Source organism: Mesorhizobium sp. ESP-6-4, from assembly GCF_020164735.1.
Taxonomy (GTDB): domain Bacteria; phylum Pseudomonadota; class Alphaproteobacteria; order Rhizobiales; family Rhizobiaceae; genus Mesorhizobium.
In genome coordinates this window covers 174,059-197,135 of the sequence record NZ_JAIUGS010000002.1, presented here as the reverse complement: position 1 = coordinate 197,135, position 23,077 = coordinate 174,059, and the positions used below count along the sequence as shown (strand labels likewise).

The window sequence follows — 23,077 nt, the reverse complement described above, 5'->3', positions numbered from 1 at the left end:
TTGTGAACATCGTTCATTTTCTCTCTTGAACGGCGTTCACGATGTGCTATAGTGCGTTCGTGAACAGCGTTCAAGGCATTGTATCCGGCCTGAAACAGACCGGCGCCGATCCGGCTTAACGCTGAAACGAAAGGATCATATCGATGCTCGCCGACAGCCAAGCCCGCAAACAGTCAAGCGCCTGGAAGGCCTGGAGGCCGATCGTGGACGACAGATTCCAGGCGCCAAGAACAAGAAACAAATGGTTTGGATTGAATCGCAGTAACGAAGTTTAACGGCTTCCCGATAAACAAGGCTCAAACCGCGCAAGTGTCCGCTCAGTCCAATCGGATTGCCAGCCGGACTTGCCCAATGGAAATTGCCATGAACACCCATCTGATGATGTCGCGGCGCTTCGCCCCTCTCTTCTGGACGCAATTCCTCTCAGCCTTCAACGACAATTTCCTGAAGAACACGCTGGTGTTCCTCATTCTCTTCACGCTTGCCAAGGACCAGGCCGCGTCGCTGGTGACGCTGGCGGGCGCTGTCTTCATGGCGCCCTTCCTGCTGCTGTCGGCGCTTGGCGGCGAGATCGCCGACCGCTTCGACAAGGCGCTGATCGCGCGGCGGCTGAAGTTCACCGAGATCGCCGCGGCCGCCGTCGCCATCGCCGGCATCGCGCTGTCGTCGATCCCGGTGCTGATGACGGCGCTGTTGATGTTCGGCACCATCTCGGCACTGTTCGGGCCGATCAAATACGGCATCCTGCCGGATCATCTCGAGCGCAAGGAACTGCCAAAGGCCAATGCCTGGATCGAGTCGGCCACGTTCGCAGCGATCCTCGGCGGCACCATCGCCGGCGGCGTCGTCTCCGCCGATGGCATCGGCGTTTGGGTGTTCGGACCGATCATGATGGCGCTGGCCGTCGGCTGCTGGCTCGTCAGCCACTATATACCGTCCACCGGTTCGGCCGCGCCCAACCTTGCCATCGACAAGAACATCTTCCGCTCGACCTGGCGGCAGGTCGCCGACTTGCGCACCGACACGCGCATCTGGCGTGCCGGCCTGATGACCTCCTGGTTCTGGCTCGTCGGCGCCATCGTGCTGTCGATCCTGCCGACGCTGATCAAGGATTCGCTCGGCGGCAACGAGATCGCGGTCACTGCCTATCTCGCCGTGTTCGCCGTCTCGATCGCCATCGGCTCGGCCATCGCCGCCTGGATGTCGCAAGGACGAATGGTGCTGCTGCCGGCGCCGGTCGGCACGGCGCTGCTGGCGCTGTTCGGCCTGCATCTTGCCTGGACCATCGGCAGCATGCAGCCTTCGCCCAAGGCCGAGACGCTTGCCGCCTTCTTCGCCGGGCCTAACACCATCCGCGTCGCCATCGACCTCGCCGGCATGGCCATTGCCGCCGCCTTCCTAGTGGTGCCGACCTTCGCCGCCGTGCAGGCCTGGTCGCCGGAAGCGCGCCGCGCCCGCGTCGTGGCCGCGGTCAGCATCGTCAATGCGGGCTTCATGACCGTCGGCGGCATTCTCGTCGCGGCCATCCAGACTGCGGGCGTCTCGATCGCGGGCATCCTGTTCGGTCTCGTCGCGGCCAACGCCGTCGCCGCCTGGCTGATGCTGAAATATCTGCCGACCAACCCCTTCCGCGACTTCGTCTCTATCCTCTTCCGCGCCTTCCTGCGCCTGGAGATCGAGGGCATCGAAAACCTCAAGGCGGCCGGCAAGGCGCCAATCCTTGCCCTCAACCATGTCAGCTTCCTCGACGGTCCGCTGGCCCTGACCCTGACCGACGAGGAACCAGTCTTCGCCATCGACTATACGATCGCACAGGCCTGGTGGATGAAGCCGTTCATGAAGCTTGCTCGGGCCTTGCCGCTCAATCCGGCGAAGCCTATGTCGACCCGCACGCTGATCAAGATCGTGCAGGGCGGCGACCCGCTGGTCATCTTCCCGGAAGGCCGCATCACTGTCACCGGCGGCCTGATGAAGGTCTATGACGGCGCGGCCATGGTGGCCGACAAGACCAGCTCGATGGTGGTGCCGGTGCGCATCGAGGGGCTGGAGAAGAGCTACTTCTCGCGACTGACCTCGCAGCATGTGCGCCGCCGCCTGTTCCCGAAGGTCAAGGTGACCATACTGGAGCCGGTGAAGCTCGAAGTCGCGCAGGAACTGAAGGGCCGCCAGCGTCGCGCCGCGGCCGGCTCCGCGCTCTACCAGGTGATGTCGGACCTGGTCTTCCGCACCCAGGACATCGGCAAGACGGTGCTGGAGAAGATCATCGAGACCGCCAACGAGCGCGGCATGAAGGAGCTCGCCGTTCAGGATCCGGTCGCCGGTTCGCTGAGCTACGGCAAGCTGCTGACGGCCGCCGCCGTGCTCGGCGAGAAGTTCGAGCATCTCTACGCCGGCCAGCAGACATTGGGCATCATGCTGCCCAATGCCAACGGCGCCTGCGCGGCACTTCTCGGCGTGATGTCGGCCGGCAAGGTTCCGGCGATGATCAACTTCACCGCCGGTGCAGCGAACATCCTGTCGGCCTGCAAGGCGGCCGAGGTGCGGACCGTGCTCACCTCCCGCGCCTTCGTCGAACAGGCAAAGCTCGGGCCGGTGGTCGAGGAGATCGGCCGTTCGGTCGACATCGTCTGGCTCGACGATCTGCGCGCCACGATCGGCCTCAAGGACAAGCTGCTCGGCCTGTTGCGCAAGACGACGCCTCGAGTGGCGCGCAAGGCGGACGATCCGGCAGCGATCCTGTTCACCTCGGGCTCGGAAGGAACGCCGAAGGGCGTGGTGCTCACCCACCGCAACATCCTGGCCAATGCCGCCCAAGCCGCTTCGCGCATCGACTTCCATTCGGGCGACAAGGTGTTCAACGTGCTGCCGATCTTCCACTCCTTCGGCATGACGGCAGGCACGGTGCTGCCGCTGATCTCCGGCGTGCCGGTCTATTTCTACCCCTCGCCGCTGCACTACCGCATCGTGCCGGAACTGATCTACGGGTCGAACGCGACGATCATCTTCGGCACCGACACGTTCCTCTCCGGCTATGCCCGCACGGCGCACCCTTACGACTTCCGCTCGGTGCGCTACTGCTTCGCGGGCGCCGAGCCGGTCAAGGCCGCCACGCGCACGACCTATATGGAGAAGTTCGGCCTGCGCATCCTGGAGGGCTACGGCGTGACCGAAACCGCGCCGGTGATCGCCATCAACACGCCGATGTACAACAAATCGGGCAGCGTCGGTAAGATCATGCCCGGCATGGAGTACCGTCTCGAGCCGGTGCCCGGCGTCGACGAAGGCGGGCGCCTTTTCGTGCGCGGCCCCAACGTCATGGCCGGCTATCTGCGCGCCGAGAATCCTGGCGTGATCGAGCCGCTGGAAAACGGCTGGCACGACACCGGCGATGTCGTCACCGTCGACGATGCGGGCTTCATCTCGATCCGCGGCCGCGCCAAGCGCTTCGCCAAGATCGGCGGCGAGATGGTCTCGCTGGCCGCGGTCGAGGCGCTGGCCGGCGAGCTCTGGAAAGGCTCGCTGTCGGCCGTCGCTGCGGTGCCGGACGCGCGCAAGGGCGAGAAGCTGATCCTGATCACGGAAGCGCCCAACGCGACCCGCGCGGACTTCCTGGCCTTCGCCAAGGCGAACGGGGCCATGGACCTGATGGTTCCGGCCGAAGTGCGCGTCGTGGCGAAAGTGCCGGTGCTCGGTTCCGGCAAGCTCGACTTCGCCGGCGTGACCAGGATGGTGCGCGGCGAGGAAGACCTGAAGGTCAAGGCCGCCTGACCCGCGCGTGCGAACAGGCCGGCAACAAGCTCCGGCCTGTTCATTGCCAGTCCCTGCCGTTCACTCACATGTTGGCGGCGGTCGGGCGCACGATCACTTCGTTGACGTCGACGCCGTCGGGCTGTTCGAGCGCGAAGCGGATCGCGCGGGCAATGGCGTCCGGCTTCAGTGACTTTTGCCGCCACTCTTTCAAAGCCGCTGCCACCTGCGGGTCGCTGATGTCGTCGCCCAACTCGGTCGCTGTCACCCCGGGCGAGATGATCGTGGCGCGGATGTCGTCGTGCTCCTGCCGCAGGCCTTCGGTGATCGCCCACACCGCATATTTCGTCCCACAATAGACCGCCGCGGTGGGCAGCACGAGATGCGCGCCGACGGACGCCACGTTGACGACGTGCCCGTTTTTCTGCGCGACGAAGCGCGGCAGCACCGAAGCGATCCCGTTCAGCACGCCAAAGATGTTGACGTTTATCATGCGCGCCCACTCATCGCGCTTCAGCGCGGCAAGCGGCGATAGCGGCATGACGCCGGCATTGTTGACCAGCGCATCGATCCGCCCGAATTGGGCATGAGCGGCATCGGCGAAAGCCTCGAAGCTCTCGGCATCCGTTACGTCGAGCTCGCGCCAGGCGACGCGTTCGCCGATTTCCTCGGCCAGCGCCTTCAGACGCTCGGCGCGTCGGGCTCCGATGAACAGTCTGGCGCCGGCCGCGGCAAGCTCTCGCACCGTCGCTTCGCCGATGCCGCTCGATGCCCCGGTGATGAGTACAACCTTGTCTTTCAGTCCCGTCATGATCGTTCCTTTTTGGCTTGCGGTGACGGGATGGAAAATGGCGCCGCACAGGCGAAGACCGGTAGCGTGATCATCCAAAGAGTTTGCACAATCCTCCAAACGAGGCGGACAAGCCTTGCAACATTCCGCGTCATGCAGATTTATGCGGCATGGAAAAAATCACCGAACTGGCCGGGCTGATTGCCCGGCATGCCAGGGGTCCCGGCATTTCAAGCACCGCGATCCCCCGGCTGACGCTCATTCGTGCCGACCGGCCCAGCGCGCCGGTGCCGGCGGTCTATGAAGCCTCGCTTTGCATAATCGCCCAAGGGTCGAAGCGCGTCTCGCTGGCAGACCAGAGCGTGGTCTATGATGCATCGAGCTATCTTCTTGTTTCGGTCGACCTGCCTCTGGTCGGCCATGTTCTCGAGGCCAGTCCGGCCGCGCCATATCTATGCTGCAAGATCGACTTCGACGTCGCGGCACTTGCCGATCTGCTGGTGACGGAGCGGCGGGCTTCTGGCGAAAAGGACTTGCCTGTGCTTGCGGTCTATCCGAGCGACCCGGACCTGATCGATGCCGCGAGCCGATTGGTGAAGCTGCTCGATCGCCCCGAAACCATCGATGTTCTGGCCCCGCTGATAGAGCGCGAAATCCTCTACCGTCTGCTTACCGGTCCGCATGGCGCAACGCTTCGTCAAATGGGAACCGTGGACAGCCACCTGAACCAGGTGAGCCGCGCGATCGCTACGATTCGGAACGGCTTCCAGGCGCAGTTGCGGATCGACGAGATTGCCGCGGCGTCAGGCATGAGCGCGTCGTCGCTTCATGCTCACTTCAAGGCGATCACGCGCATGACTCCGCTGGAATATCAAAAACAGCTACGCCTGCAGGAAGCGCGAAGGCTGATGCTGGCCGACGGGGCCAACGCCGGCACGGCCGGTTTCGCGGTCGGCTATGACAGCCCGTCCCAGTTCAGCCGCGAATATCGGCGCCTGTTCGGCGCCCCGCCCCGTCAGGACATCGAGCGTCTTCAGGCCATACCCGGCTCGGCCGCGGCCTATTGAGGCTTTGGCCGAACGGGGTGCAGCTGTCAAACAGGCCCTGGATCGCCGGAGACTTTGCGCCGGACCGATCGGCTCAGGCAGCGTATTGTGCCATGACGGGCTGCCTCGACCACTGGGCATACCAGGTGTCGAAGAGCTTGAGCTGCTGCTCGGCATAACCGCGTTGGCTGTCGCTCAGCGCGTCCGTCTCGTTGAAGTGCAACCTGTATTCGGGATTACCCTTCAGCACCATCATGTGCTTGAAATAGAGCACGAGGTCCGGTCCCTCGTCGAAAGAGGACAGCACGGCCAGTGCCGCGTCCAGTTCCTGCGCCAGCCGGCGCGCTTCGGCATCGCCCTTCGCCGCCGCCTGGCTGAGGCCCACGAGATGCAGCACTTCCTTGGGCAGGACATTGCCGATGCCGGTGATGGCGCCCGAAGCGCCGCAATTGACGAAGCCGTGGAAGACGGCGGTGTCGACGCCGATCATCAGCGCAACGTCATCGTCGCGGCTGGTTATGTTTTCCGCCGCGTAGCGCAAATCCGCCGGGCCGCCGAACTCCTTGAAGCCGACCAGGTTGGGATGCTCGGCGCGCAGCGCGAAGAACAGGTCGGCGCGCGTGGCAAAGCCGTAATAGGGACTGTTGTAGATGACGGCCGGCAGGTCGGGCGCGGCGGCAAGGATCGCCTTGAAATGATGGCGCTGCGCCGTCACCGACGGCCCGCGCGACAGAACGCGCGGGATGACCATCAGGCCCCGCGCGCCGACCTTTTGCGCATGGGCGGCGTGCGCCACGGCGCTGGCGGTGTTGACCGCGCCTGTGCCGACGACCACCGGAACGCCGGCCTTCACCAGGCGCTCGACGCCTTCCATGCGCTGCGCGTCGGTCAGCAGCGGCCAGTCGCCCATGGAGCCGCAATAGACGACGGCCGACATGCCGGCGGCGATCAGCTCGCGTCCCTTGCGCACCAGCGCGTCGAAGTCGGGAAGGCGGTCATCGGTGCAAGGCGTCATCAGCGCCGGCATGCAGCCGGAAAAAACATTGGCGGGCATTTTCGAAGTCTCCTTGAGGCAGCCATGCGGAAGGACCAGTTTGGCCCGACGCAGCACCGCTTGCCAAGCGGATAGTCGCCTTTCCGGCTGAAGTGAGCCTCAAACGGTCACCACGATCTTGCCGAACTGTTCGCCTGCTTCCAGAAAAAGGTGCGCCTCGGCGATCTCCTCGAACGGAAACGTCCTGGCGATGACCGGCTTCAGCGCGCCTGTGGCGAGGCCGTCGAGGATGAAGGCCTTGGCGGCTTCAAGCCGGGCGGGATCGCCGGTGATCTCGTGGACGAGGTAGCCGCGCAGCGTCAACGTTTTCGTCAGGACATCGAACAGCGGGAACGGCGTCGGCTCGGGGCTGAGGCCGCCATATTCGATGAGAATGCCGCCGCGCGCCATGGCGGCCGTAAGCGGCGTGAAGATCGGGCCGCCGACCGCGTCGAGGACGACGCGAACGCCTTGCGGTGCGATCTTCCTCAGGCTCGCTTCGATGTCCTCCTCGGCAGAGGCCAACACGTGCGCGGCGCCGGCATCGAGCAGCGCCATCTTCTTGGCCGACGTTCGGGTGACGGCGATCGGCACCGCGCCAATTCTGTTGGCGATCTGGATGGCGGCCAGTCCGACGCTGCTCGACGCGGCGGTGATGACGACAGGCTCGTCAGGGCCGAGACGTGCGATGTCGATCAATGCGCCATAGGCGGTGAGATATTGCATCCATGTCGCGGCGGCGGCCTCGAACGAAAGCGATGGCGGATGTTTCACCACAAGCTCGGCGGGAAAATTCACGAGCTGGCCATAGGCCGGCCAGCGCGCCATCGAGCGCGGCGGGATGATGCTGACCGCATCACCCGATGCGAAGACCTCCACGCCGGCTCCCGCCGCCTCGACGATCCCCGCCGCTTCGAGGCCGAGGCCCGACGGCAGCGTCGGCGTCTCGATGTAAGAGCCGTTGCGCATCGAGGCTTCGGCGCGGTTCAAGCCCAGCGCCCTGACGCGGATCCGCACCTCGCCGGGTCCCGGCGACGGAACATCCATATCCTCGATGCGAAGCACCTCGGGACCGCCGTGACTGTGAAAGCGAACAACCCTTGCCATGCCTGAAACTCCAAACCCAACCGATGGAATGGACTATGCAGCGGTATCGAGAACCGATAAATCGGCACACAGGCAGAACAGTCGAAACGATTGGTTTTGAATATGGATCGCCTCGAAAGCATGGAGGTCTTCGTCAAGGCTGTCGATCTCGGCTCGTTCGCGGCCGCCGCGGCGGCGCTCGACCTGTCGGGGCCGATGGTCGGCAAGCATGTCCGCTTCCTCGAAGAGCGGCTCGGCATGCGGCTTATCAACCGCACCACGCGCCGGCAGAGCCTGACCGATTTCGGGCGCGCCTATTACGAGCGCTGCCGCATCGTGCTGGCCGAAGCGCAAGCCGCCGATGCGCTGGCGGCCGATCAATTATCCGAGCCGCGCGGAAAACTGCGCGTGACGATGCCGGCGCATTTCGGCCGCCACTGCGTCACGCCCATTCTGCTTGCGCTTGCCCGGCGTTATCCGACGCTGGAATTGGACCTGTCGCTCAGCGATCGCTTCGCCGATCTCGTCGAAGACGGTTTCGACCTGGCGATCCGCACCGGAACGCTGGATGACAGGGCCGGCATCATTGCGCGCCGCGTCGCGCGCCAGCGCATGATCGTCTGCGCGTCGCCGTCCTACATCGAAAGCTTCGGCCGACCGCATCAGCCCGAAGACATCGCCAGCCATCAATCGATCGTCTACCGGCGGCTCGGCCAGGCGCTGCAGCCATGGCTGTTTACGCGCGACGATGACTCGGTCGACGAGATCGTCCCGGCCGGCCGGCTGCGGCTCGACGACCTCGACGCCATCGCCGATGCAGCAACCGACGGCATGGGACTGGCCTGGCTGCCATACTGGCTGGTGCGTGAACGCATCGAGGGCGGCACACTGGTCCGCCTGCTGCCTGAGCGACGCGACTATCTCTATGACTGCCACGCGCTTTGGCTGCAGGCGCCGCATTTGCCGCTGAAAGTGCGGCTGGCCGTCGACGCGCTGGCGGTGGGATTGCCGAAGATGATGAGCTAGTGGCGCTGCACAGGGACTTTGACCGGTCGGCTCTGTTTGCGTTGGCAGGCGGCATGCCTTGGAGATTGGCCGAAACGCCCATCGCGATCGTCATTCCAGGGCGGAGCAGGAGCGAAGCTCCGTCGCGAAGACCCTGGAATCCATGCCGTTACCTTCGCCAGGGAATGCAACGGAGCAAAATTCTGCACCGAGGCGGCGCTTCCAAGTCACGGAATGGATTCCATGGTCTGCGCGCGTCGCTTCGCTCCTTGCTCCGCCATAGAATGACGAAGTTGGGGCGGCTTCACGAATCTCCGGCGTTTGCGCTGATTTCACGCAAATGAACGGAAATCTTGCACCAAGACAAACGCCAACCTTTCAAAATCTCGGGAAACTAGTTCCTCGCCGATTTCAGTCGCTGCATCACACCGAGCCGCGTCAGCACCTTCGTCGCGAACAGATGATCGTAAGCCCCGAAACCTTCAGCACTGCGGCGGGTTCGACGGTCTATGCTGGAAGTCTCATGCCTTTCACACCGTAGAGCGCAGAAGGGCCTGCATGTGTTCTGGCAGGTCGAGCTCGCCGCGCGCCTCGATCTCCAAAAGGTATCCGGCCTTGGCCAGGCAGTCGCCTTGCTTGACCGCCCGATAGGCGCAGATGGCCAGCAGCGCCCTCTCCTCCTCTCGGCCGGCCTCGATGTGGTCACGGCTATCGCTGCCCCTTTTGTGGACGGCCTTGCCGAACGCTGCGTACGCTGCCTTGTGCGCCTCAATCAGGGCGAACAGGTCATTGGATGGTTGCCGGTCACGCCTCGGCGCCTTCGTGCTGTGACCGTTTGCTGCGACGGTCGAGGCGACGACCGCGCAGCCGGAATGAAAAAGCAAGGCGCGGCGGCTGATCCTGGACGTGGCGAACTCTCCTCTTCACTTCACGGCAGCCCCGAGCGGATGCCGTGAACATCATCAACACCGTAACACAACGGTTCGCGCATTCATGTCAGGATGGAATAGCGAGGAAAACGCGCTTGAGGCTCGAGCGCGAAATATTCGAGCCGGCGGCGGCCGACCGGGACCGGAGCCGATGAAGGGATCGACATCCAAATGCAGGCCGAGCGCTTCGCCGGTCTGATCGGCGGATTCCCGACGCAGATAAGAAAAAGGCCGGGCGCGAAAGCGGCCCGGCCAAAGTATGAAGGTCATAACCTTCAGAGGGGAACATCGCCCGGCGCAATGGGAGGAAAACACCGAGCGATGGTTCCTATGTGGGCCTGAAGCGGCATATTTTCCACGAACGGAATTCCAAAAAAGACGGGAAACGCGAAAAAATCTCGCTCAAATCCAACGAAATCGTCAGCCGATGGCCGCTGCTTTTTCCAGAAGATCGGCATAGTGACGCCGCGCCACGTCGGGATGCGACCGCAGGCGGCTTTTCAGCACATTGGTTCCGACGTTGCGGAAGAGCGGATTGTCGGGATCACTGGCCGGGCCGCGCGCTTCGGCCGCCAGTTCCTCGGGCAGATCGAGCAGCGGGATGGTGGCGTCAAGCCGGGCGCTGAAGAAGAACGGCACCGAAATCCGTTCCACGCCGGCCGGCGGCGTGACGACGCGATGCACGGTTGCCCTGAGATAGCCATTCGAGGCGAGTTCAAGCAGCTCGCCGATGTTGACGACGAGTGTTCGCGGGATCGGGTCGACATCGACCCAGCTGCCGTCATATTCGACCTGCAGGCCCTTGTTCTCGTCCTGCAGCAGAAGGGTGAGGAAGCCGCCATCCTTATGCGCGCCGACGCCTTGGTCGTCGCCGGTGGCATTGCGGCCGGGATAGCGCACGATCTTCATGCGATGGTTCGGCTCATCGCGATAGATCGGATCGAAAGCGTCCTCCGGCTGGTCGAGCGACAGCGCGAAGGCTTTCAGCAGCCGGATCGCCACATCGGTCGCCTTGGCCTGCCAGGCAAGCAGCGCGGGCTTGAGATCGGGGAGCGCGGCCGGCCACTGGTTCGGGCCCTGCAGCCGCGTCCAGGCCGGCACGCCCGGCCCTTGCGCAATCGTCGTGCGCTCGACGCCGATGTCGAGCTGCTCGCGCCAGTCGGCCTTGCCTTTGGTCAGCTCGCCGCCGGCGCGCGTATAGCCGCGAAACTGCGGCGACTTGACCATTTCGATGTCGAGCTTGTCGGCCTCCGGCAAGGCGAAGAAGCGGCGCGCGGCGCCCAGCACTGCATCGATCTCCGGCTGGGTGATGCCGTGGCCGCTCAGATAGAAGAAGCCGACATCGCGCGCGGCGGTACGCAGATCGAACAGAAATGTCCGCAGTTCCGATGCGCCCTGCTCCAGGCGATCGAGATCGAGCACCGGGATTATTCTGGCCATGGACAGGCTCCTCTTGGCGGTAACTCTTTGTTTTTCGCAATCCCGGACGGAAAACTGCTGCGCACTTTTACGGAATTGCTCTCTTTAGTTTTGGCGCAATTCCGAACGGAAAACCGCTACGCACTTTTCCTGGAATTGCTCTAGACTAGCGACCCCTTGGCACGATGACATCAGCATCATCACGGGTGAAGAAACGCATCGCCCAATCTCGTTGCAAACGGAGCAAGCCGGCGCTCAATTCCCGTCTTTGCGGCAAATTGCGTTCGCGCCGGCGCCCCTGGTCAGCGATGATCCAGCCGCGCGACGAGCCGGTCGCCGATCCACTGGATGCCGCAGACCAGCACGATGAGAACGACGACCACGGCGACCATGACGCTGGTCTCGAAGCGTTGGTAGCCGTAGCGGATGGCCAGGTCGCCGAGACCGCCGGCACCGATGGCGCCGGCCATGGCCGAGGCGCCGACCAGCGTCACCAGCGTCACGGTAAAGCCGGCGACGATGCCCGGCAGCGCCTCCGGCACCAGCACCTCGCGGATGATCGTCCAGCGATTGCCGCCCATGGCGCGCACCGCCTCGATCAGGCCGTGGTCGACCTCGCGCAGCGAAACTTCGGCGATGCGGGCGTAGTAGGGCGTGGCGGCGATCGACAGCGGCACGATCGCCGCCCAGGTGCCGATCGAGGTGCCGACGATCAGCCGCGTCACCGGGATCAGCGCCACCAGCAAAATGATGAAAGGAACCGACCGGAAGCCGTTGATGACGGCGCCGAGAGTACGGTTGACCCAAAGGTTCTCGGCGATGCCGCCGCGATCGGTGGCGACCAAGGCAAGGCCGAGCGGCAGGCCGAAGACGAGCGATATGATACCGGACGCGCCGGTCATCAGCACCGTTTCCCAGATCGAGCGAAGCAGGAGTTCAAACAGGACCGGCGACATGGCCAAGCACCTCCACCCGCGCGCCGCGGTCCTTCAGGAATGTCGTCACCCGCGCAAGATGCGCGGCTTCAGCGCCGGCAACGGCCAGGAACAGCGTGCCGACAGGCTGACCTTGGACATGATCGACGCCGCCCTGCACCAGGCGGAATTGGCCTGGCACCGCTGCGGCAAGATCGGAAAGCAAAGCACCGCGCGCGGTCTCGCCGGCGACATCGATCCGGAGAATCGTTTCCGCGCCTTCGCCCGGAGCCAGCCGGCCGGCGATCTCGGGCGGCAATTGCGGCCGGATGCTGCCGAGCAGGCTGCGGGTGATCTCCGATTCCGGATTGGCGAAGACCTGCCAGACGGCCCCTTCCTCGACGATCCGGCCGGCATCGATCACCGCCACGCGGTCGGCGATGGAACGGATCACCTCCATCTCGTGGGTGATGAGCAGGATTGTGAGACCGAGCCTGGAATTGATGTCCTTGAGCAGCGCCAGGATCGAGCGCGTCGTCTCCGGATCGAGCGCCGAGGTCGCCTCGTCCGACAAGAGCAGCGCCGGCCGCGCGGCGAGCGCCCTGGCGATGCCGACGCGCTGTTTCTGCCCGCCCGACAGCGAGGTCGGATAGGCCTTCGCCTTCTCCGAGAGGCCGACCACTTGCAGCAGCTCCGCCGCGCGCGCCATGCGCTCGGCGCGCGGGCGGCCCTCGATCTTGAGCGGCAGCGCGACATTCTCCTCGACGGTCTTGGCCGACAGAAGGTTGAAGTGCTGGAAAACCATGCCGATGCGGCGGCGCAGCGGCTGCAGTTCACGCTCGCCCAGACGACTAATCTCGCGGCCCTCGATGAAGACCTCGCCGGAATCCGGCCGCTCCAGGCCGTTCAGGCAGCGGATCAATGTCGACTTGCCGGCACCGCTGCGGCCGATGATGCCGAGGATTTCGCCCTTGCGCACCGTGAGCGAGACGCCGTCGAGCGCCGGCGTCGCGCCGAAGCGGTGCTTCAGGCCGACGAGGCGGACAACGTCTTCCCGCCTGGTCGGCTGGATGTGGATCGGATCGGCCCGTTCGGCCGTGACATGCTGGTTCATTTCCATGTCCGTTTCTGTGCCGCGCAAACGCGACGGCGGCCCGCTCAGCAGCGGGCCGCCTATTTCTGGCAGCCAGGCGCCGATCAATAGGCGCTGATCCCGGTGCCCTTGTAGACCTTGTCGAACTCGGCCTTGACCGTCTCGTTCTGATACGAGGCGACCAGCGTCTTCACCCAGGGCTCGTTCTCGCTTCCGGCCTTGACAGCGATGAAGTTGCGGTAGGGATTGTCTGCCACCGGCTCCTGCGCGATGCGGTTTTCCGGGCCGAGGCCGCTCTTCAGCGCCCAGTCGGTGTTGACGACGGCGGCGTCGAGATCGTCCACCGAGCGGCCGACGATGCCGGCGTCGAGTTCCTTGATCTCGAGCTTCTTCGGGTTGTCGGCAATGTCGGCGGTCGTCGCCAGGATGCCCGTGCCGTCCTTGAGCTTGATCAGGCCTTCATGCTCCAGGACATGCAGTGCGCGCCCTTCGTTGGAAGGATCATTGGGCAGGCCGATCACCGCGCCTTCGGGCAAATCGGCGACCTTGGCATGCTTCTTCGAATAAAGGCCGATCGGCCAGACGCCGGTATAGCCGACCGGCACGATGTGGTAGCCTTGCGTCTTGATCTGGTTGTCGAGGTAGGGCTTGTGCTGGAAGGCATTGGCGTCGATCTCGCCGCGCTCCAGCGCCTCGTTGGGCTGGGTGTAATCGTTGAAGACGACGGTCTCGATGGTCAGCCCTTTCTTGGCCGCCTCGGCCGTGACGACGCGCCAGACATCCTCATCCTCACCGCTGATGATGCCGACCTTGATCGACTTCTTGTCCTCGCCGAAGGATGGCGACGGCGCACCAAGACTGATGACGGCCAATGTCGTGGCGAGAAGCACGCCAAGTCCGGCGCGCCTGGTGACTGACGTAACGAGAGACTTTGAAGCGTCGGACATGATGCGTTCCTTGCAATCCTGAAATCAGTTCGGCCTGGCGGAATGCGAAGCCTTGTTTTCAGGATCATCAATGCTGCCTCATCGGGCAAAGAAGCGCATTTCCTCTGAAGCGGAGTGCGGGAAATATTCTCTCAAAGATTTGATGACTTGGAGCATGCCCGGTGAGCGGATGTTCGATATCGTAAAGGCGGCAGCGCCTATGAAGCGCGCCGGGCAAGGCGCAAGGGCAATCGGTCGCCTCCCGGCAGCGACGAGACGGACGGCAAGCCGCGCGCCTCCTGCGTGGCAAAGCCCAATCGGGTCAGGCAGGCCCGCGCCAGGGCCGCATTGCTGTCGATGACCAATACTCCGGCCGAATCGTTGAGGCTGGCGGCCACCACGGACAGTTCGGTGCAGCCGAGAAGTGCCATATCGGCGCCGGCCATTTGCGCGAGATCGAGCGCGCGCTCAGTCTCAGCCGCGGCTTCCGCAATCGCGCCTGCCTTTACGAGATTGATCGCGCTGTCGACGCGTTCCTGGAATTCCGCGTCTGCCGGAACGCAGACCTCGAACCCTGCCGGCGAAATCCTGTCCTGATGAAAGCCGGAGGCAAGCGTGCCCCGGGTTGCGAGGTTCGCAACTCTGCCCCGGTCCAGGCTCCGGCGGATCTCCGCCACCACCGCGTCGCCGATGTGGATGATCTCGGCTGGCGAGTTCGCCGCCAGCTTTTCGTACCAATGATGGGCGGTGTTGCAGGGCATAGCGATACAGGAAACGCCGAGCGCGTTGAGCGTCGAGACCGCAGCTTGCAGCGGCGCCAGCGGCCCGTCATGACCAGCCAGGATCGCTTCGGTCCTGTCAGGCAGTTGCGGCACGCTGAGGATGACGGAAGGCACATGCTCGTTGTCGCGCAGCGCCCCGGTCATCCGGGTCAGCTTAAAGTAGAAGTCGGCCGATGCGAGCGGCCCAAGACCGCCGATGATGCCGAGCTGCGGACGGATGCCGTCGTCGATCATCGGGCGGGCTCGGCTTCGAGCTCTTGCGCGACGGTTTCAGCAGCCTGCGCCGCTTCCCGATGGCTTGGCGCGATCATTGCCGTGCTTGCGGCCACGGTGGAGACGCTGGACAGCGTCATCAGCGTGTCCACGGCCGCGTCCACCGCGACGAACAGGACGAACGCCGCCTCGAAGGGAAGCTTCAGATAGCCACAGACAATGGACATCTGCGACAGGATGAGCAGGCTGCCCATGCCGCCTGTCGTCAACGCCAGAAGCGCGGAGACGACACCGACAAGCAAGAGGTCCGGGATCGCCAGGGGATGGCCGTAGAGCTGGGCGATGAACAGGACGCCCGAGGTGTAGACCAGCGCCGGGCCGGTCCGCAGAAGCGCAGCCTGCAGGGGCACGAGCAGCTCGACGACCACCAGATTGAACCTCAGGCGCTCTGTCAAAAGGTTGATGACCCAGGGCAGCGAGGCGACCGTGGAGCGCGTTGTGATGGCCACCATCAGAAGCGGCTGAAGGGTCTTGATCGTGGCCCAGTAGCTTCGCCGCGAGCGTATGGCGATGACGGCAAACGCGCCGGCGAGGAATGTCACGCAGGAAAGGCCCATCACCAGCAGGTAGCCACCCATCAGCATCAGCGGCTTGATGCCGGTCGACGCGGTCTGGTCGGCGATCAGGATGAAGGTCGCGAAGGGCAATCCCCAGACGAACCAGTTGGTCAGCACCGTGCAGGCCTTGTACACCGCGTTGAGCGCCTGTGAGAGGCTGAGCGACGAGGGCTGGGGAATCTTGCCCATCGCGAGCCCGAAAAGTAGGCAGAACAACAGGACCTGGATGGTCTGGCCCGAGGCCAGCGCGTTGAAGACGTTGTTCGGCACCAGATCCAGGAAGATCGAATGTCCGCTGTTCGGATCCCCGGTCGGCGGCGGCGGCTGGAAAGGGAATGCGAGATCGGTGGAGACGCTGCCTTGCGAATTGATGAACTCGCCGAGCTCGATGCGCGACTGCGGGTTCTCGATCTGGCCGGGCTTGAGGATCAGCGAATAGGTGCCGCTGACCAGCACGGCGAGGAACGACACGACCAGTACCGCTATGCCGACCTTGCCGAGGTAGCGGACCGATTTCGGGTCCTGGACCATGGCGGTGATGGAGAAGATCACCGACGAGACCAGGTAGGGCAGGACGACCATCTTGAGGAAATTCAGGTAGACCTGCGCGATGGGGCTGATCGCATGGGCGAAGGCCGGGTAATAGAGGCCGCACAGGATCCCAGCCAGGATCATGATGATCGTAGTCGCCGGCGAGCGCAGGATGCGCTTTGCCACCAGGCGCCAATCGAAAGGCATGGCTGCGGCTACATCCGAGACGGCCATTGTCAGACTTTGCTCCGCTGGCGATAACGCGCGATGATCTCGTCTGTGTTGAGGACCTGCTGGCCTCGCGCGAGATCGAGATAGAGATCGACGAAGGCCGCCAGATGCGGATTGTCCGGACTGATGCCGACGGCGATCGTGTCGACCTTGTCGGTCAGCGTGATCGAGCGTGCGACCACCGTCATCGACGGATCGTCGACCATCAGCTTCTTGATCTCGAAATCGTCGCGATAGGCGAGGTCGATCGTGCCGTTGCGGATCGCATCGATGACCGTGTTCCAGCCGGCGAAGCGCTGGATCGTCGCGTGCGGAAACGTGGCGGCCGCGTAGGTGGCGAAGGACGAGCCTTCGATCACGCCGAGGTCGCCGGAGAAGTCGCGGATGATCTGCTCAGGCGGCTTGCCCTGTGTGATGCGGGCCAGGTTGACGCGGTTCGCCAGTAGCCCCTGGTGCAGCATGGCGTAAGGCCGCGAATAGAGGATCGAGCGGCCGCGCCGCAGGGTGCGGCTCAGCTTGCCGATCGCCAGGTCCGCCTGGCCCGACGTCAGCTGCTGCACCATGGCGTCGAAGGTCCCGGCTGATCGGTCGAACACCGGTTCGACGCCGAGTTCCGCGGCTATGCCACGCGCCAAGCCCATATCGATGCCGCTGTCCCCAGAGCCGTCGGCCGGGAAGAAGGGATCGGAAGCGAAGGCCGGCATGGCGATGCGTAGCTTGTTGTCGCTGACGATGGGTTTGGGAGCGTCTTGCGCCTGGGCCGGCGTGGCCAGGGCTTGCGCTTGCGCGAGCAGCAGCCCTCCGCCTCCGGCTGCAAACAGCGTGCGACGTGTGAGCGGCATGCGCATTTCTCTATCGTGCAGTAGAGCCGGACAACAATTCTGACCGATGCGCAGTATGCACGCCAAAGTTAAGTAAAGGTATCTTTTGTTTTGCGCTTTTTTACATTGCAGACGGCCGAAATGGTCTCAGGATACATGCAGACTTTCTAAAATAAACGAGTTCGCGGCGGGGCGTGTTGTTGCCCGGTTCGTGCGAGGGATCGTCAGAACGTCTCGACCCAGGGCCTCAGCTCGACCTCGAAGCTCCACGCGCTGCGATGCTGGCGATGGACGGCGAGATAGGTCTCGGCGATCGCATCGGGCGAGAGGCGACGATCCGGCCGGTCGGACTCGGGCGCCTGCCCGGCCGGCTCGATCTGGCCGTCGATGATGAAATGCGCGACGTGGATGTTCTTCGGACCGAGCTCGCGTGCCATCGATTGCGCCAGCCCGCGCAGGCCGAATTTCGGCATGGCGAAACCGGCGGAACCGGAGAACCCTTTCAGGCTTGCGCTGGCGCCGGTGAACAGGATCGAGCCGGAACCACGTGCAAGAAGCCGGCGCGCCGCCTGCTGGCCGACAAGGAAGCCACCATAGGCGCCGACGAGCAGGGCTTGCTTGACCGCTTGCGCGTCGAGTTCGGCGATTGGGCCGCGCGTGCGGCCGCTGGCGTTGAAAACGGCAATTTCGAGGGGACCGGCCTTGTCGACCGCCTCGAACAGCCGCTCCACGGAGGCCGCGTCCGATACGTCTGTTTCGACGGCCTGCGCGCCGGTTTCCTTGACCAGCGCCGCCAGTTTGTCGACGTTGCGGGCGGCAAGAACGATACGGAAACCCTCCTTGGCGAGGAGCCGCGCCAGCGAGGCGCTTAACCCGGAGCCGGCGCCCGCGATCACTGCAACGTTGGCTGCCATGGCGTTTCCTCCTTGCGATAATCCATCCGGGCAGTCGCCCGGCCGATGGTCTTTGTTCGCAGCCTCGCGCCTTCTTCGCCGAGAGGCAAGAACGGCGTTGCTCCGTTTTCACCATTCGATGCGAAAAGCCGTCGGTTTGTGCGCAGGCCTGCTCGGCTGTGGCGAGACACTTGCCTGCCGCGCCGATCCGTCCGACACGTGAATGAAGGGCGATTCGAGGAACGACCATGGAACCAATCTGGGCCGTCGGCCTGATGACCGGCACGGTGCTCGACGGCAATATCGACGTGGCGCTGATCAAGACGGACGGCGAGCGCATCGCCGACACCGGCACTTACACGCTGGCCCCCTACCCGCACTTGATCCGCGCCCTGCTCGAGGAAACGCTGCGCCAGGCGCGCGCCTGGAATTTCGAGGGACCGGAGCCGGAGATCTTCCGCGAAGCCGAGGAGGCGCTGACGCGCGCGCAGTCGGCGGCGGTCAAGGATCTGGTCGAGAGCCAGGGGATGAGAATGGCCGATATCGGCATCGTCGGCTTCCACGGCCAGACGGTGCTGCATCGCGCTCCGCAGCCGGGACGCGTCGGCCGCACGCGCCAGCTGGGCGATGGCGAGCTGATGGCCTCGCTGCTCGGCACCAAGGTCGCCTATGATTTCCGCTCGGCCGATGTCGCGGCCGGCGGGCAAGGCGCGCCTTTGGCCGCCGCCTATCATGCCGCGTTGCTTAAAGAGGCGGACGCCAGCGGCGACACCGCGGTGCTCAATCTCGGCGGTGTCGGCAACATCACATGGTGGGACGGCAAAGACGCAATCGTCGCCTTCGACACCGGTCCGGCCAATGCGCCGGTCAACGATTTCATCACGTCGAAAGGCCTGGGCGAGATGGACCGCGACGGCAGGCTGGCCGCCGCCGGCAAGGTCGACGAGGAACGGCTCGCCAGGCTCTTGCAGCATCCGTACCTGACGAAGCCCTATCCGAAATCGCTCGACCGCTTCGACTTCACCGCGGCGATGGCCGAAGGGCTGAACGCCGAGGATGGCGCAGCATTGCTGACCGCCTTCACCGTCTCGGCCGTCGGCAAGGCGCTCGACCTGTTGCCGCGTCGACCGAAGCGGCTCGCGGTCAGCGGCGGTGGCCGTCACAATCCGACGATGATGGCAATGCTCGAGAGCCGCGCCGGCGTCGAAGTGGTGCAGGCCGAGACGCTCGGATGGAAGGGCGACGCGGTCGAAGCAGAGTGTTTTGCTTTCCTCGCCGTGCGCGTGCTGCGCGGCCTGCCGATCAGCTTTCCGAGCACCACCGGCGCGCCAAAGCCGATGCGCGGCGGAAAACTGGCGGGCTGATCAGGCCGACAGCTTCTTCTGCAGGAAGACACGGCTGCGGCCGATGGGGAAGTCAGGCAACGATCCGAACGGTTGGTAGCCCTGGCGCCGGTAAACCTTCTCGGCGATCGGATTGAAAGTGTCGATCCAGGCGCTGTGGCAGCCGCGCGCGGTAGCCTCCTGTTCGGCCGCGTCGAGCATGCCGGCGGCAATGCCTTTTCCGCGCAGTCTTTCGTCGACCCACAGCCACTGCACGTAGAGCCAGCCCCAGGCGGTGTAGCCGGAAATACCGGCAACGAGGGTGCCGGTATTTCCGTGCACGAAAACCGCGAGCGACTTTCGGCCTGACGCTCCGACATCGGCATCGTTGAAAGCGGTAAGGCTTCCGCCCAGGAAAGCGAGGTCCTGCGGCGAGGGTTCGGCGGTGATCTCGAGACTCGTCTTCATCGGCTGCGACTCCGGTTCGCAAGCCAGCCTTAGACCAATTCCAGGAAAAGTGCGAAACAGTATTCCGGCCGCAAGCGAAGACTGAGGCCTGTTACCGAGGACCGACTGACCGCCACGCTGCTGCGCCCGCCGCCACCAGCATCAGTGCCGCCGCGATCAGCGCGCAATTGGCGAAGCCGAGGCTCGTGTAGAGCGGGCCGAAGCCTGCCGTGCCGACGGTGACGGCGAGATAGGTGACCGCGCTGTTCAAGCCCATGATGGTGCCGCGCCGCGACGGGTCGAGGGCGGTGAGGCGCATGACCAGCACGTTCAGCCCGAAATGGTTGGCAAGGCCCCAGACCCCGATCGTCGCGATCAGCAGGCCGAAGCCGCCGCTTGCCAGGGCAATCGCGACATAGACGGCGGCGACCAGCAGATAGGCAAAGGGCATGACGCGACGGGCGCCGAGGCGATCGATAACGCCGTCGAGCAAGGCGGCCGCGCCGAAGCCGAGACCGTAGGCGACCGCCGCCAGGCCATTGGCGCTGACCGGCTCGCCGAGGGCTTGGTGGAGATGATCGCCGAGATAGCCGTAGACGCCGTAGAAGGCGGTCATGAAGGCGCCACAGGCAATGAGCAGCGGCAGGATGCCGGGAACGGCGAGCGCGCCAAGCGGCGACGGCGCGGGGCCGCTTTTCTTGGTATCGTGCAGCGAACTCATCGCCAAACCGGCAACGGCCGTTCCTGCGAGCATTGCAACGGCCGCGAAGACGGCACGCCAATGGATGAGATCGGCCAGCACCGCCGACAGCGAGACGCCAGCGACCATGGAAAGCGTCCAGCCGGTCAGCACGACGCCGATGGTGCCGCTCTCGCGGCCGGGCGGCGCGATCGCGGCCGAGCTGGCATAGATCGCCGGCATGGCGATACCGGCGGCGATGCCGGCGACGAGCTGGGCGGCCACCAGCATCGCCACTGTCGGCGCCAACGCGCTGGCGACCAGCGCGATGGCCAGCAGCAGCAACGCGCCCTGCAGCATGCGGCGCGCGCCGATCCGGTCGATGTAGCGGGCAAGGAAGAGCGCGCTGGCCGACGTGCCGAGGCCGAAGGCGGCGGCGGCCGTCATCACCGCCGGCACGCGGGCGCCGAACGATGCCGCGACGGCCGGCGCGATCGGTCCGAGAACAAGCGAATTGGAGCCGATGACGGCGATGCAGCCGGTCAGCAGATAGGCCGTGGCCGGGATCGGCGCGCGCGGCGCCTCAGTCATAATTACTGATTGATTGCTGTTCGACATATCATCATAATGGCCGAATTAAATTCCGCATCAATGGAGAATTTCAATATGGACACAGAAACAGATGACATTCAGCGGAACAAGCATCCGGCCCGGGAGGTCGACCCTATCGACCGAAAGATATTAGGCGTCCTCGTCGAGGACGCGACCATCAGCTATGCCGAGCTCGGCGAACGCGTTGGCCTGTCGCCGCCGGCGGCGCATGAGCGGGTCAAGCGGCTGAAGCGCAGCGGCGCCATCCGCGCCACATCGGCGATCATCGATCCGAGGGCGGTGAAGAAGCCGCTGCTTGCCTTCGTGCATATCGACACCAGGGGCTGGGGCAAGACGCCGGAGCTGATGGCGGTCTCCAAATATCCGGAGGTCGAGGAGATCCACACGGTCGCCGGCGACACCTGCATGCTGCTCAAGGTGCGCACCGAGGACACGCGCGCGCTGGAGGGCCTGCTGGCCCGTCTCTACGACACGCCCGGCGTGACCTCGACGCGCAGCTATGTGGTGCTGTCGACCTATCTCGAGCGGCCAGTGCAGCCCGAGATCACGAACGAATGGCCGGCGCCGAAGCATATGGCGACGCCTATGTACTAGGTCGCCGCCAACTGATGGCGCCTGGAACGCGCCAGCAGATAGAAAGCCGCGACATGCGTGATCATCAAAAGCGGCACGTAGAGGATCGGGATCGCATAGGTCGTGCCCAACTGTCCGGCATAGCCCGGAAGGTCGAGCGCGACGCCGTGATAGTAGTCGCCGACAATGTCCACCACGCCTACGAGGTTAAAGGCGACGACCAGCGGCCAGAAGATCACAGGCCTCGCCACGGTGAATAGCGCCAGCATGGCGAGCAAGCCGGTGGCGAAGTCGCCATAGGCGGCGAAGCTTGCGAAGGCAGGTGCAAGGTCGGGGCCGACGACGCCCGGGATGAGGAAGACGAGCCCGAAGAAGCGGAAGCTGTGCAGCGTTGCGATGGCGCGCTGCGCCTCTATCGGCTCCATCGACCTCAGCCTTGGCCAGATATAGGCGGCGAAGCAAAGCAGCCACGGCACGTAGCCGAGCACGAGATGGATGTTGAAGATCATCGCAGGTGACATCTTCGCCCCCTATCAAGCCTTGGCCGGAACCGCCTCGAACACTGCCGTCAGAATCCCCAGCCGTCCCTCCATGAGATTGCGCCCGAGATTGGTGGCGAAGTCGGCGAAACCCTGGCCCATGACGACCCCGAGATTGAGCGAAGGCGGCGGGCCGGAGGCACGGAGCTCGGCGAACCAGGCCTTGGCGGCAGCCGTGTCGTCGCGGCGGACGAGCGTGCCGAAGCCGGCGGCTTCGATCGTCTCGCAGGTCGCCTCGGCTGTCAGCAGGAAGCTTTCGCCCGGCGTCTTCGCCCAGGGCACCGGATAGAGCGGATAGCCGCCGTTGAGCACGACGTCGAAGGTCGCGAATTTTCCGCCCGGCTTCAAAACGCGCCTGATCTCGCGGTAGAGCAACGGCCGGTCGGCGATGTTCATCGCCACATGCTGCAAGAGCGCGGCATCGAAACGGCTGTTTTCGAAAGGCAGCGCCAGCGCGCTGCCGGCTTCGAACGACACTTTGTCGTCTTGGCCGGTGCGCGTGGTCAGATAGCGCGCGGCTTCGACGAAGGGTTCGCTGAGATCGACGCCGGTCACCGCGCAGCCATAGGTCTCGGCAAGAAACCTGGCCGGCCCGCCGACGCCCGATCCCACGTCGAGCACGAACATGCCGGCGGTGATGGCGGCAAGGTTGGCGAGCTCCGCCGTCGCAGCCAGCCCGCGGGTATGGAACTGGTCGAGGGTCGCCAGTTGTTCGGGCTTCAGCCGCTGTTGCTCAGGCCCAAACACCGCCAGTGCGTTCTTCAATCGATCGGTCAAGCCGGTCGCGCGATAGTGATCGCGCACGCGATCGAGTTCATCGGTCATTGCC

The 23,077-nt window shown here is 64.5% G+C and carries 21 protein-coding genes; 5 read left to right on the top strand and 16 right to left on the bottom strand.

What is annotated here, in order from left to right; all coding sequences use genetic code 11:
* The first annotated feature begins 363 nt into the window (after positions 1-363).
* Positions 364-3,768 (top strand): acyl-[ACP]--phospholipid O-acyltransferase, encoded by a 3,405-nt coding sequence (locus LB523_RS04705; protein WP_224601147.1) that lies wholly within the window; start codon positions 364-366, stop codon positions 3,766-3,768.
* Positions 3,769-3,832: 64 nt separating this feature from the next.
* Here LB523_RS04705 and LB523_RS04700 read toward each other — a convergent pair whose 3' ends face one another.
* A complete protein-coding gene (locus LB523_RS04700; RefSeq protein WP_224601145.1) occupies positions 3,833-4,558 on the bottom strand; it encodes an SDR family oxidoreductase in 726 nt (241 codons plus the stop codon).
* Between the two features lie 149 nt (positions 4,559-4,707).
* Here LB523_RS04700 and LB523_RS04695 point away from each other — a divergent pair, with 149 nt between their 5' ends.
* A complete protein-coding gene (locus LB523_RS04695) occupies positions 4,708-5,604 on the top strand; it encodes an AraC family transcriptional regulator (protein WP_224601143.1) in 897 nt (298 codons plus the stop codon).
* A gap of 73 nt (positions 5,605-5,677) precedes the next feature.
* On the opposite strand, the gene LB523_RS04690 is transcribed toward LB523_RS04695, so the two are convergent.
* Together LB523_RS04690 and LB523_RS04685 are read right to left on the bottom strand one after the other, a co-directional pair.
* Entirely contained in the window at positions 5,678-6,637 is a 960-nt protein-coding gene (locus tag LB523_RS04690) for a dihydrodipicolinate synthase family protein (protein ID WP_224601141.1), read from the bottom strand.
* Between the two features lie 99 nt (positions 6,638-6,736).
* The gene (locus LB523_RS04685; RefSeq protein ID WP_224601139.1) at positions 6,737-7,723 is read right to left on the bottom strand and encodes a zinc-dependent alcohol dehydrogenase family protein; all 987 of its coding nucleotides are present in this window, start codon (positions 7,721-7,723) and stop codon (positions 6,737-6,739) included.
* A 102-nt stretch (positions 7,724-7,825) separates the two neighbouring features.
* On the opposite strand from LB523_RS04685, the gene LB523_RS04680 reads away from it, so the two are divergent.
* Positions 7,826-8,728: a LysR family transcriptional regulator gene (locus LB523_RS04680; RefSeq protein ID WP_224601137.1), complete on the top strand. Its 903-nt coding sequence runs from the start codon at positions 7,826-7,828 to the stop codon at positions 8,726-8,728.
* Positions 8,729-9,237: 509 nt separating this feature from the next.
* Here the strand turns inward: LB523_RS04680 and LB523_RS04675 are convergent.
* The 9 genes from LB523_RS04675 to LB523_RS04635 form a co-directional block, all read right to left on the bottom strand.
* Positions 9,238-9,591 carry a hypothetical protein gene (locus LB523_RS04675; protein ID WP_224601135.1) on the bottom strand — a complete coding sequence of 118 codons (354 nt, stop codon included), beginning with the start codon at positions 9,589-9,591 and terminating at the stop codon, positions 9,238-9,240.
* 465 nt (positions 9,592-10,056) lie between these two features.
* Positions 10,057-11,076, bottom strand: coding sequence for an isopenicillin N synthase family dioxygenase (locus LB523_RS04670; protein WP_224601133.1), 1,020 nt, complete (start codon positions 11,074-11,076; stop codon positions 10,057-10,059).
* 281 nt (positions 11,077-11,357) lie between these two features.
* Positions 11,358-12,011 (bottom strand): methionine ABC transporter permease, encoded by a 654-nt coding sequence (locus LB523_RS04665; RefSeq protein WP_224601132.1) that lies wholly within the window; start codon positions 12,009-12,011, stop codon positions 11,358-11,360.
* A complete protein-coding gene (locus tag LB523_RS04660; RefSeq protein ID WP_224601131.1) occupies positions 11,992-13,083 on the bottom strand; it encodes a methionine ABC transporter ATP-binding protein in 1,092 nt (363 codons plus the stop codon). The genes LB523_RS04665 and LB523_RS04660 overlap by 20 nt, the downstream gene beginning before the upstream one ends.
* 83 nt (positions 13,084-13,166) lie before the next feature.
* Positions 13,167-14,009, bottom strand: a complete 843-nt coding sequence (locus tag LB523_RS04655; RefSeq protein ID WP_224601130.1) for a MetQ/NlpA family lipoprotein — start codon at positions 14,007-14,009, stop codon at positions 13,167-13,169.
* Positions 14,010-14,206: 197 nt separating this feature from the next.
* Positions 14,207-15,004 carry an aspartate/glutamate racemase family protein gene (locus LB523_RS04650; protein ID WP_224601129.1) on the bottom strand — a complete coding sequence of 266 codons (798 nt, stop codon included), beginning with the start codon at positions 15,002-15,004 and terminating at the stop codon, positions 14,207-14,209.
* Complete coding sequence (locus LB523_RS04645; RefSeq protein WP_224601128.1) at positions 15,001-16,365, bottom strand: dicarboxylate/amino acid:cation symporter; 1,365 nt, start codon at positions 16,363-16,365, stop codon at positions 15,001-15,003. Before LB523_RS04645 ends, LB523_RS04650 begins: the two co-directional genes overlap by 4 nt.
* Positions 16,366-16,367: 2 nt before the next feature.
* Positions 16,368-17,204 (bottom strand): substrate-binding periplasmic protein, encoded by an 837-nt coding sequence (locus tag LB523_RS04640; RefSeq protein WP_224601127.1) that lies wholly within the window; start codon positions 17,202-17,204, stop codon positions 16,368-16,370.
* A 203-nt stretch (positions 17,205-17,407) separates the two neighbouring features.
* Entirely contained in the window at positions 17,408-18,097 is a 690-nt protein-coding gene (locus tag LB523_RS04635; RefSeq protein WP_224601126.1) for an SDR family NAD(P)-dependent oxidoreductase, read from the bottom strand.
* Between the two features lie 227 nt (positions 18,098-18,324).
* Here LB523_RS04635 and LB523_RS04630 point away from each other — a divergent pair, with 227 nt between their 5' ends.
* The gene (locus LB523_RS04630; protein ID WP_224601125.1) at positions 18,325-19,440 is read left to right on the top strand and encodes an anhydro-N-acetylmuramic acid kinase; all 1,116 of its coding nucleotides are present in this window, start codon (positions 18,325-18,327) and stop codon (positions 19,438-19,440) included.
* On the opposite strand, the gene LB523_RS04625 is transcribed toward LB523_RS04630, so the two are convergent.
* Both LB523_RS04625 and LB523_RS04620 read right to left on the bottom strand, forming a co-directional pair.
* Positions 19,441-19,866, bottom strand: a complete 426-nt coding sequence (locus tag LB523_RS04625; protein WP_224601124.1) for a GNAT family N-acetyltransferase — start codon at positions 19,864-19,866, stop codon at positions 19,441-19,443.
* A gap of 91 nt (positions 19,867-19,957) precedes the next feature.
* A complete protein-coding gene (locus tag LB523_RS04620; RefSeq protein ID WP_224601123.1) occupies positions 19,958-21,142 on the bottom strand; it encodes an MFS transporter in 1,185 nt (394 codons plus the stop codon).
* Between the two features lie 48 nt (positions 21,143-21,190).
* Between LB523_RS04620 and LB523_RS04615 the strand changes: the two genes are divergently transcribed.
* The gene (locus LB523_RS04615; protein WP_224527806.1) at positions 21,191-21,730 is read left to right on the top strand and encodes an Lrp/AsnC family transcriptional regulator; all 540 of its coding nucleotides are present in this window, start codon (positions 21,191-21,193) and stop codon (positions 21,728-21,730) included.
* Here the strand turns inward: LB523_RS04615 and LB523_RS04610 are convergent.
* Positions 21,727-22,230 carry a hypothetical protein gene (locus LB523_RS04610; RefSeq protein ID WP_224601122.1) on the bottom strand — a complete coding sequence of 168 codons (504 nt, stop codon included), beginning with the start codon at positions 22,228-22,230 and terminating at the stop codon, positions 21,727-21,729. The genes LB523_RS04615 and LB523_RS04610 overlap by 4 nt on opposite strands.
* 12 nt (positions 22,231-22,242) lie before the next feature.
* A complete protein-coding gene (locus LB523_RS04605; protein WP_224601121.1) occupies positions 22,243-23,073 on the bottom strand; it encodes a class I SAM-dependent methyltransferase in 831 nt (276 codons plus the stop codon).
* Positions 23,074-23,077: the final 4 nt, after the last annotated feature.

What these genes read in the sequence shown, in the direction of transcription:
- LB523_RS04705 (WP_224601147.1), top strand. Translation starts at nt 364, where the DNA reads ATGAACACCCATCTGATGATGTCGCGGCGCTTCGCCCCTCTCTTCTGG.
- LB523_RS04700 (WP_224601145.1), bottom strand. Translation starts at nt 4,558, where the DNA reads ATGACGGGACTGAAAGACAAGGTTGTACTCATCACCGGGGCATCGAGC.
- LB523_RS04695 (WP_224601143.1), top strand. Translation starts at nt 4,708, where the DNA reads ATGGAAAAAATCACCGAACTGGCCGGGCTGATTGCCCGGCATGCCAGG.
- LB523_RS04690 (WP_224601141.1), bottom strand. Translation starts at nt 6,637, where the DNA reads ATGCCCGCCAATGTTTTTTCCGGCTGCATGCCGGCGCTGATGACGCCT.
- LB523_RS04685 (WP_224601139.1), bottom strand. Translation starts at nt 7,723, where the DNA reads ATGGCAAGGGTTGTTCGCTTTCACAGTCACGGCGGTCCCGAGGTGCTT.
- LB523_RS04680 (WP_224601137.1), top strand. Translation starts at nt 7,826, where the DNA reads ATGGATCGCCTCGAAAGCATGGAGGTCTTCGTCAAGGCTGTCGATCTC.
- LB523_RS04670 (WP_224601133.1), bottom strand. Translation starts at nt 11,076, where the DNA reads ATGGCCAGAATAATCCCGGTGCTCGATCTCGATCGCCTGGAGCAGGGC.
- LB523_RS04665 (WP_224601132.1), bottom strand. Translation starts at nt 12,011, where the DNA reads ATGTCGCCGGTCCTGTTTGAACTCCTGCTTCGCTCGATCTGGGAAACG.
- LB523_RS04660 (WP_224601131.1), bottom strand. Translation starts at nt 13,083, where the DNA reads ATGAACCAGCATGTCACGGCCGAACGGGCCGATCCGATCCACATCCAG.
- LB523_RS04655 (WP_224601130.1), bottom strand. Translation starts at nt 14,009, where the DNA reads ATGTCCGACGCTTCAAAGTCTCTCGTTACGTCAGTCACCAGGCGCGCC.
- LB523_RS04650 (WP_224601129.1), bottom strand. Translation starts at nt 15,004, where the DNA reads ATGATCGACGACGGCATCCGTCCGCAGCTCGGCATCATCGGCGGTCTT.
- LB523_RS04645 (WP_224601128.1), bottom strand. Translation starts at nt 16,365, where the DNA reads ATGGCCGTCTCGGATGTAGCCGCAGCCATGCCTTTCGATTGGCGCCTG.
- LB523_RS04640 (WP_224601127.1), bottom strand. Translation starts at nt 17,204, where the DNA reads ATGCCGCTCACACGTCGCACGCTGTTTGCAGCCGGAGGCGGAGGGCTG.
- LB523_RS04635 (WP_224601126.1), bottom strand. Translation starts at nt 18,097, where the DNA reads ATGGCAGCCAACGTTGCAGTGATCGCGGGCGCCGGCTCCGGGTTAAGC.
- LB523_RS04630 (WP_224601125.1), top strand. Translation starts at nt 18,325, where the DNA reads ATGGAACCAATCTGGGCCGTCGGCCTGATGACCGGCACGGTGCTCGAC.
- LB523_RS04625 (WP_224601124.1), bottom strand. Translation starts at nt 19,866, where the DNA reads ATGAAGACGAGTCTCGAGATCACCGCCGAACCCTCGCCGCAGGACCTC.
- LB523_RS04620 (WP_224601123.1), bottom strand. Translation starts at nt 21,142, where the DNA reads ATGTCGAACAGCAATCAATCAGTAATTATGACTGAGGCGCCGCGCGCG.
- LB523_RS04615 (WP_224527806.1), top strand. Translation starts at nt 21,191, where the DNA reads ATGGACACAGAAACAGATGACATTCAGCGGAACAAGCATCCGGCCCGG.
- LB523_RS04610 (WP_224601122.1), bottom strand. Translation starts at nt 22,230, where the DNA reads ATGTCACCTGCGATGATCTTCAACATCCATCTCGTGCTCGGCTACGTG.
- LB523_RS04605 (WP_224601121.1), bottom strand. Translation starts at nt 23,073, where the DNA reads ATGACCGATGAACTCGATCGCGTGCGCGATCACTATCGCGCGACCGGC.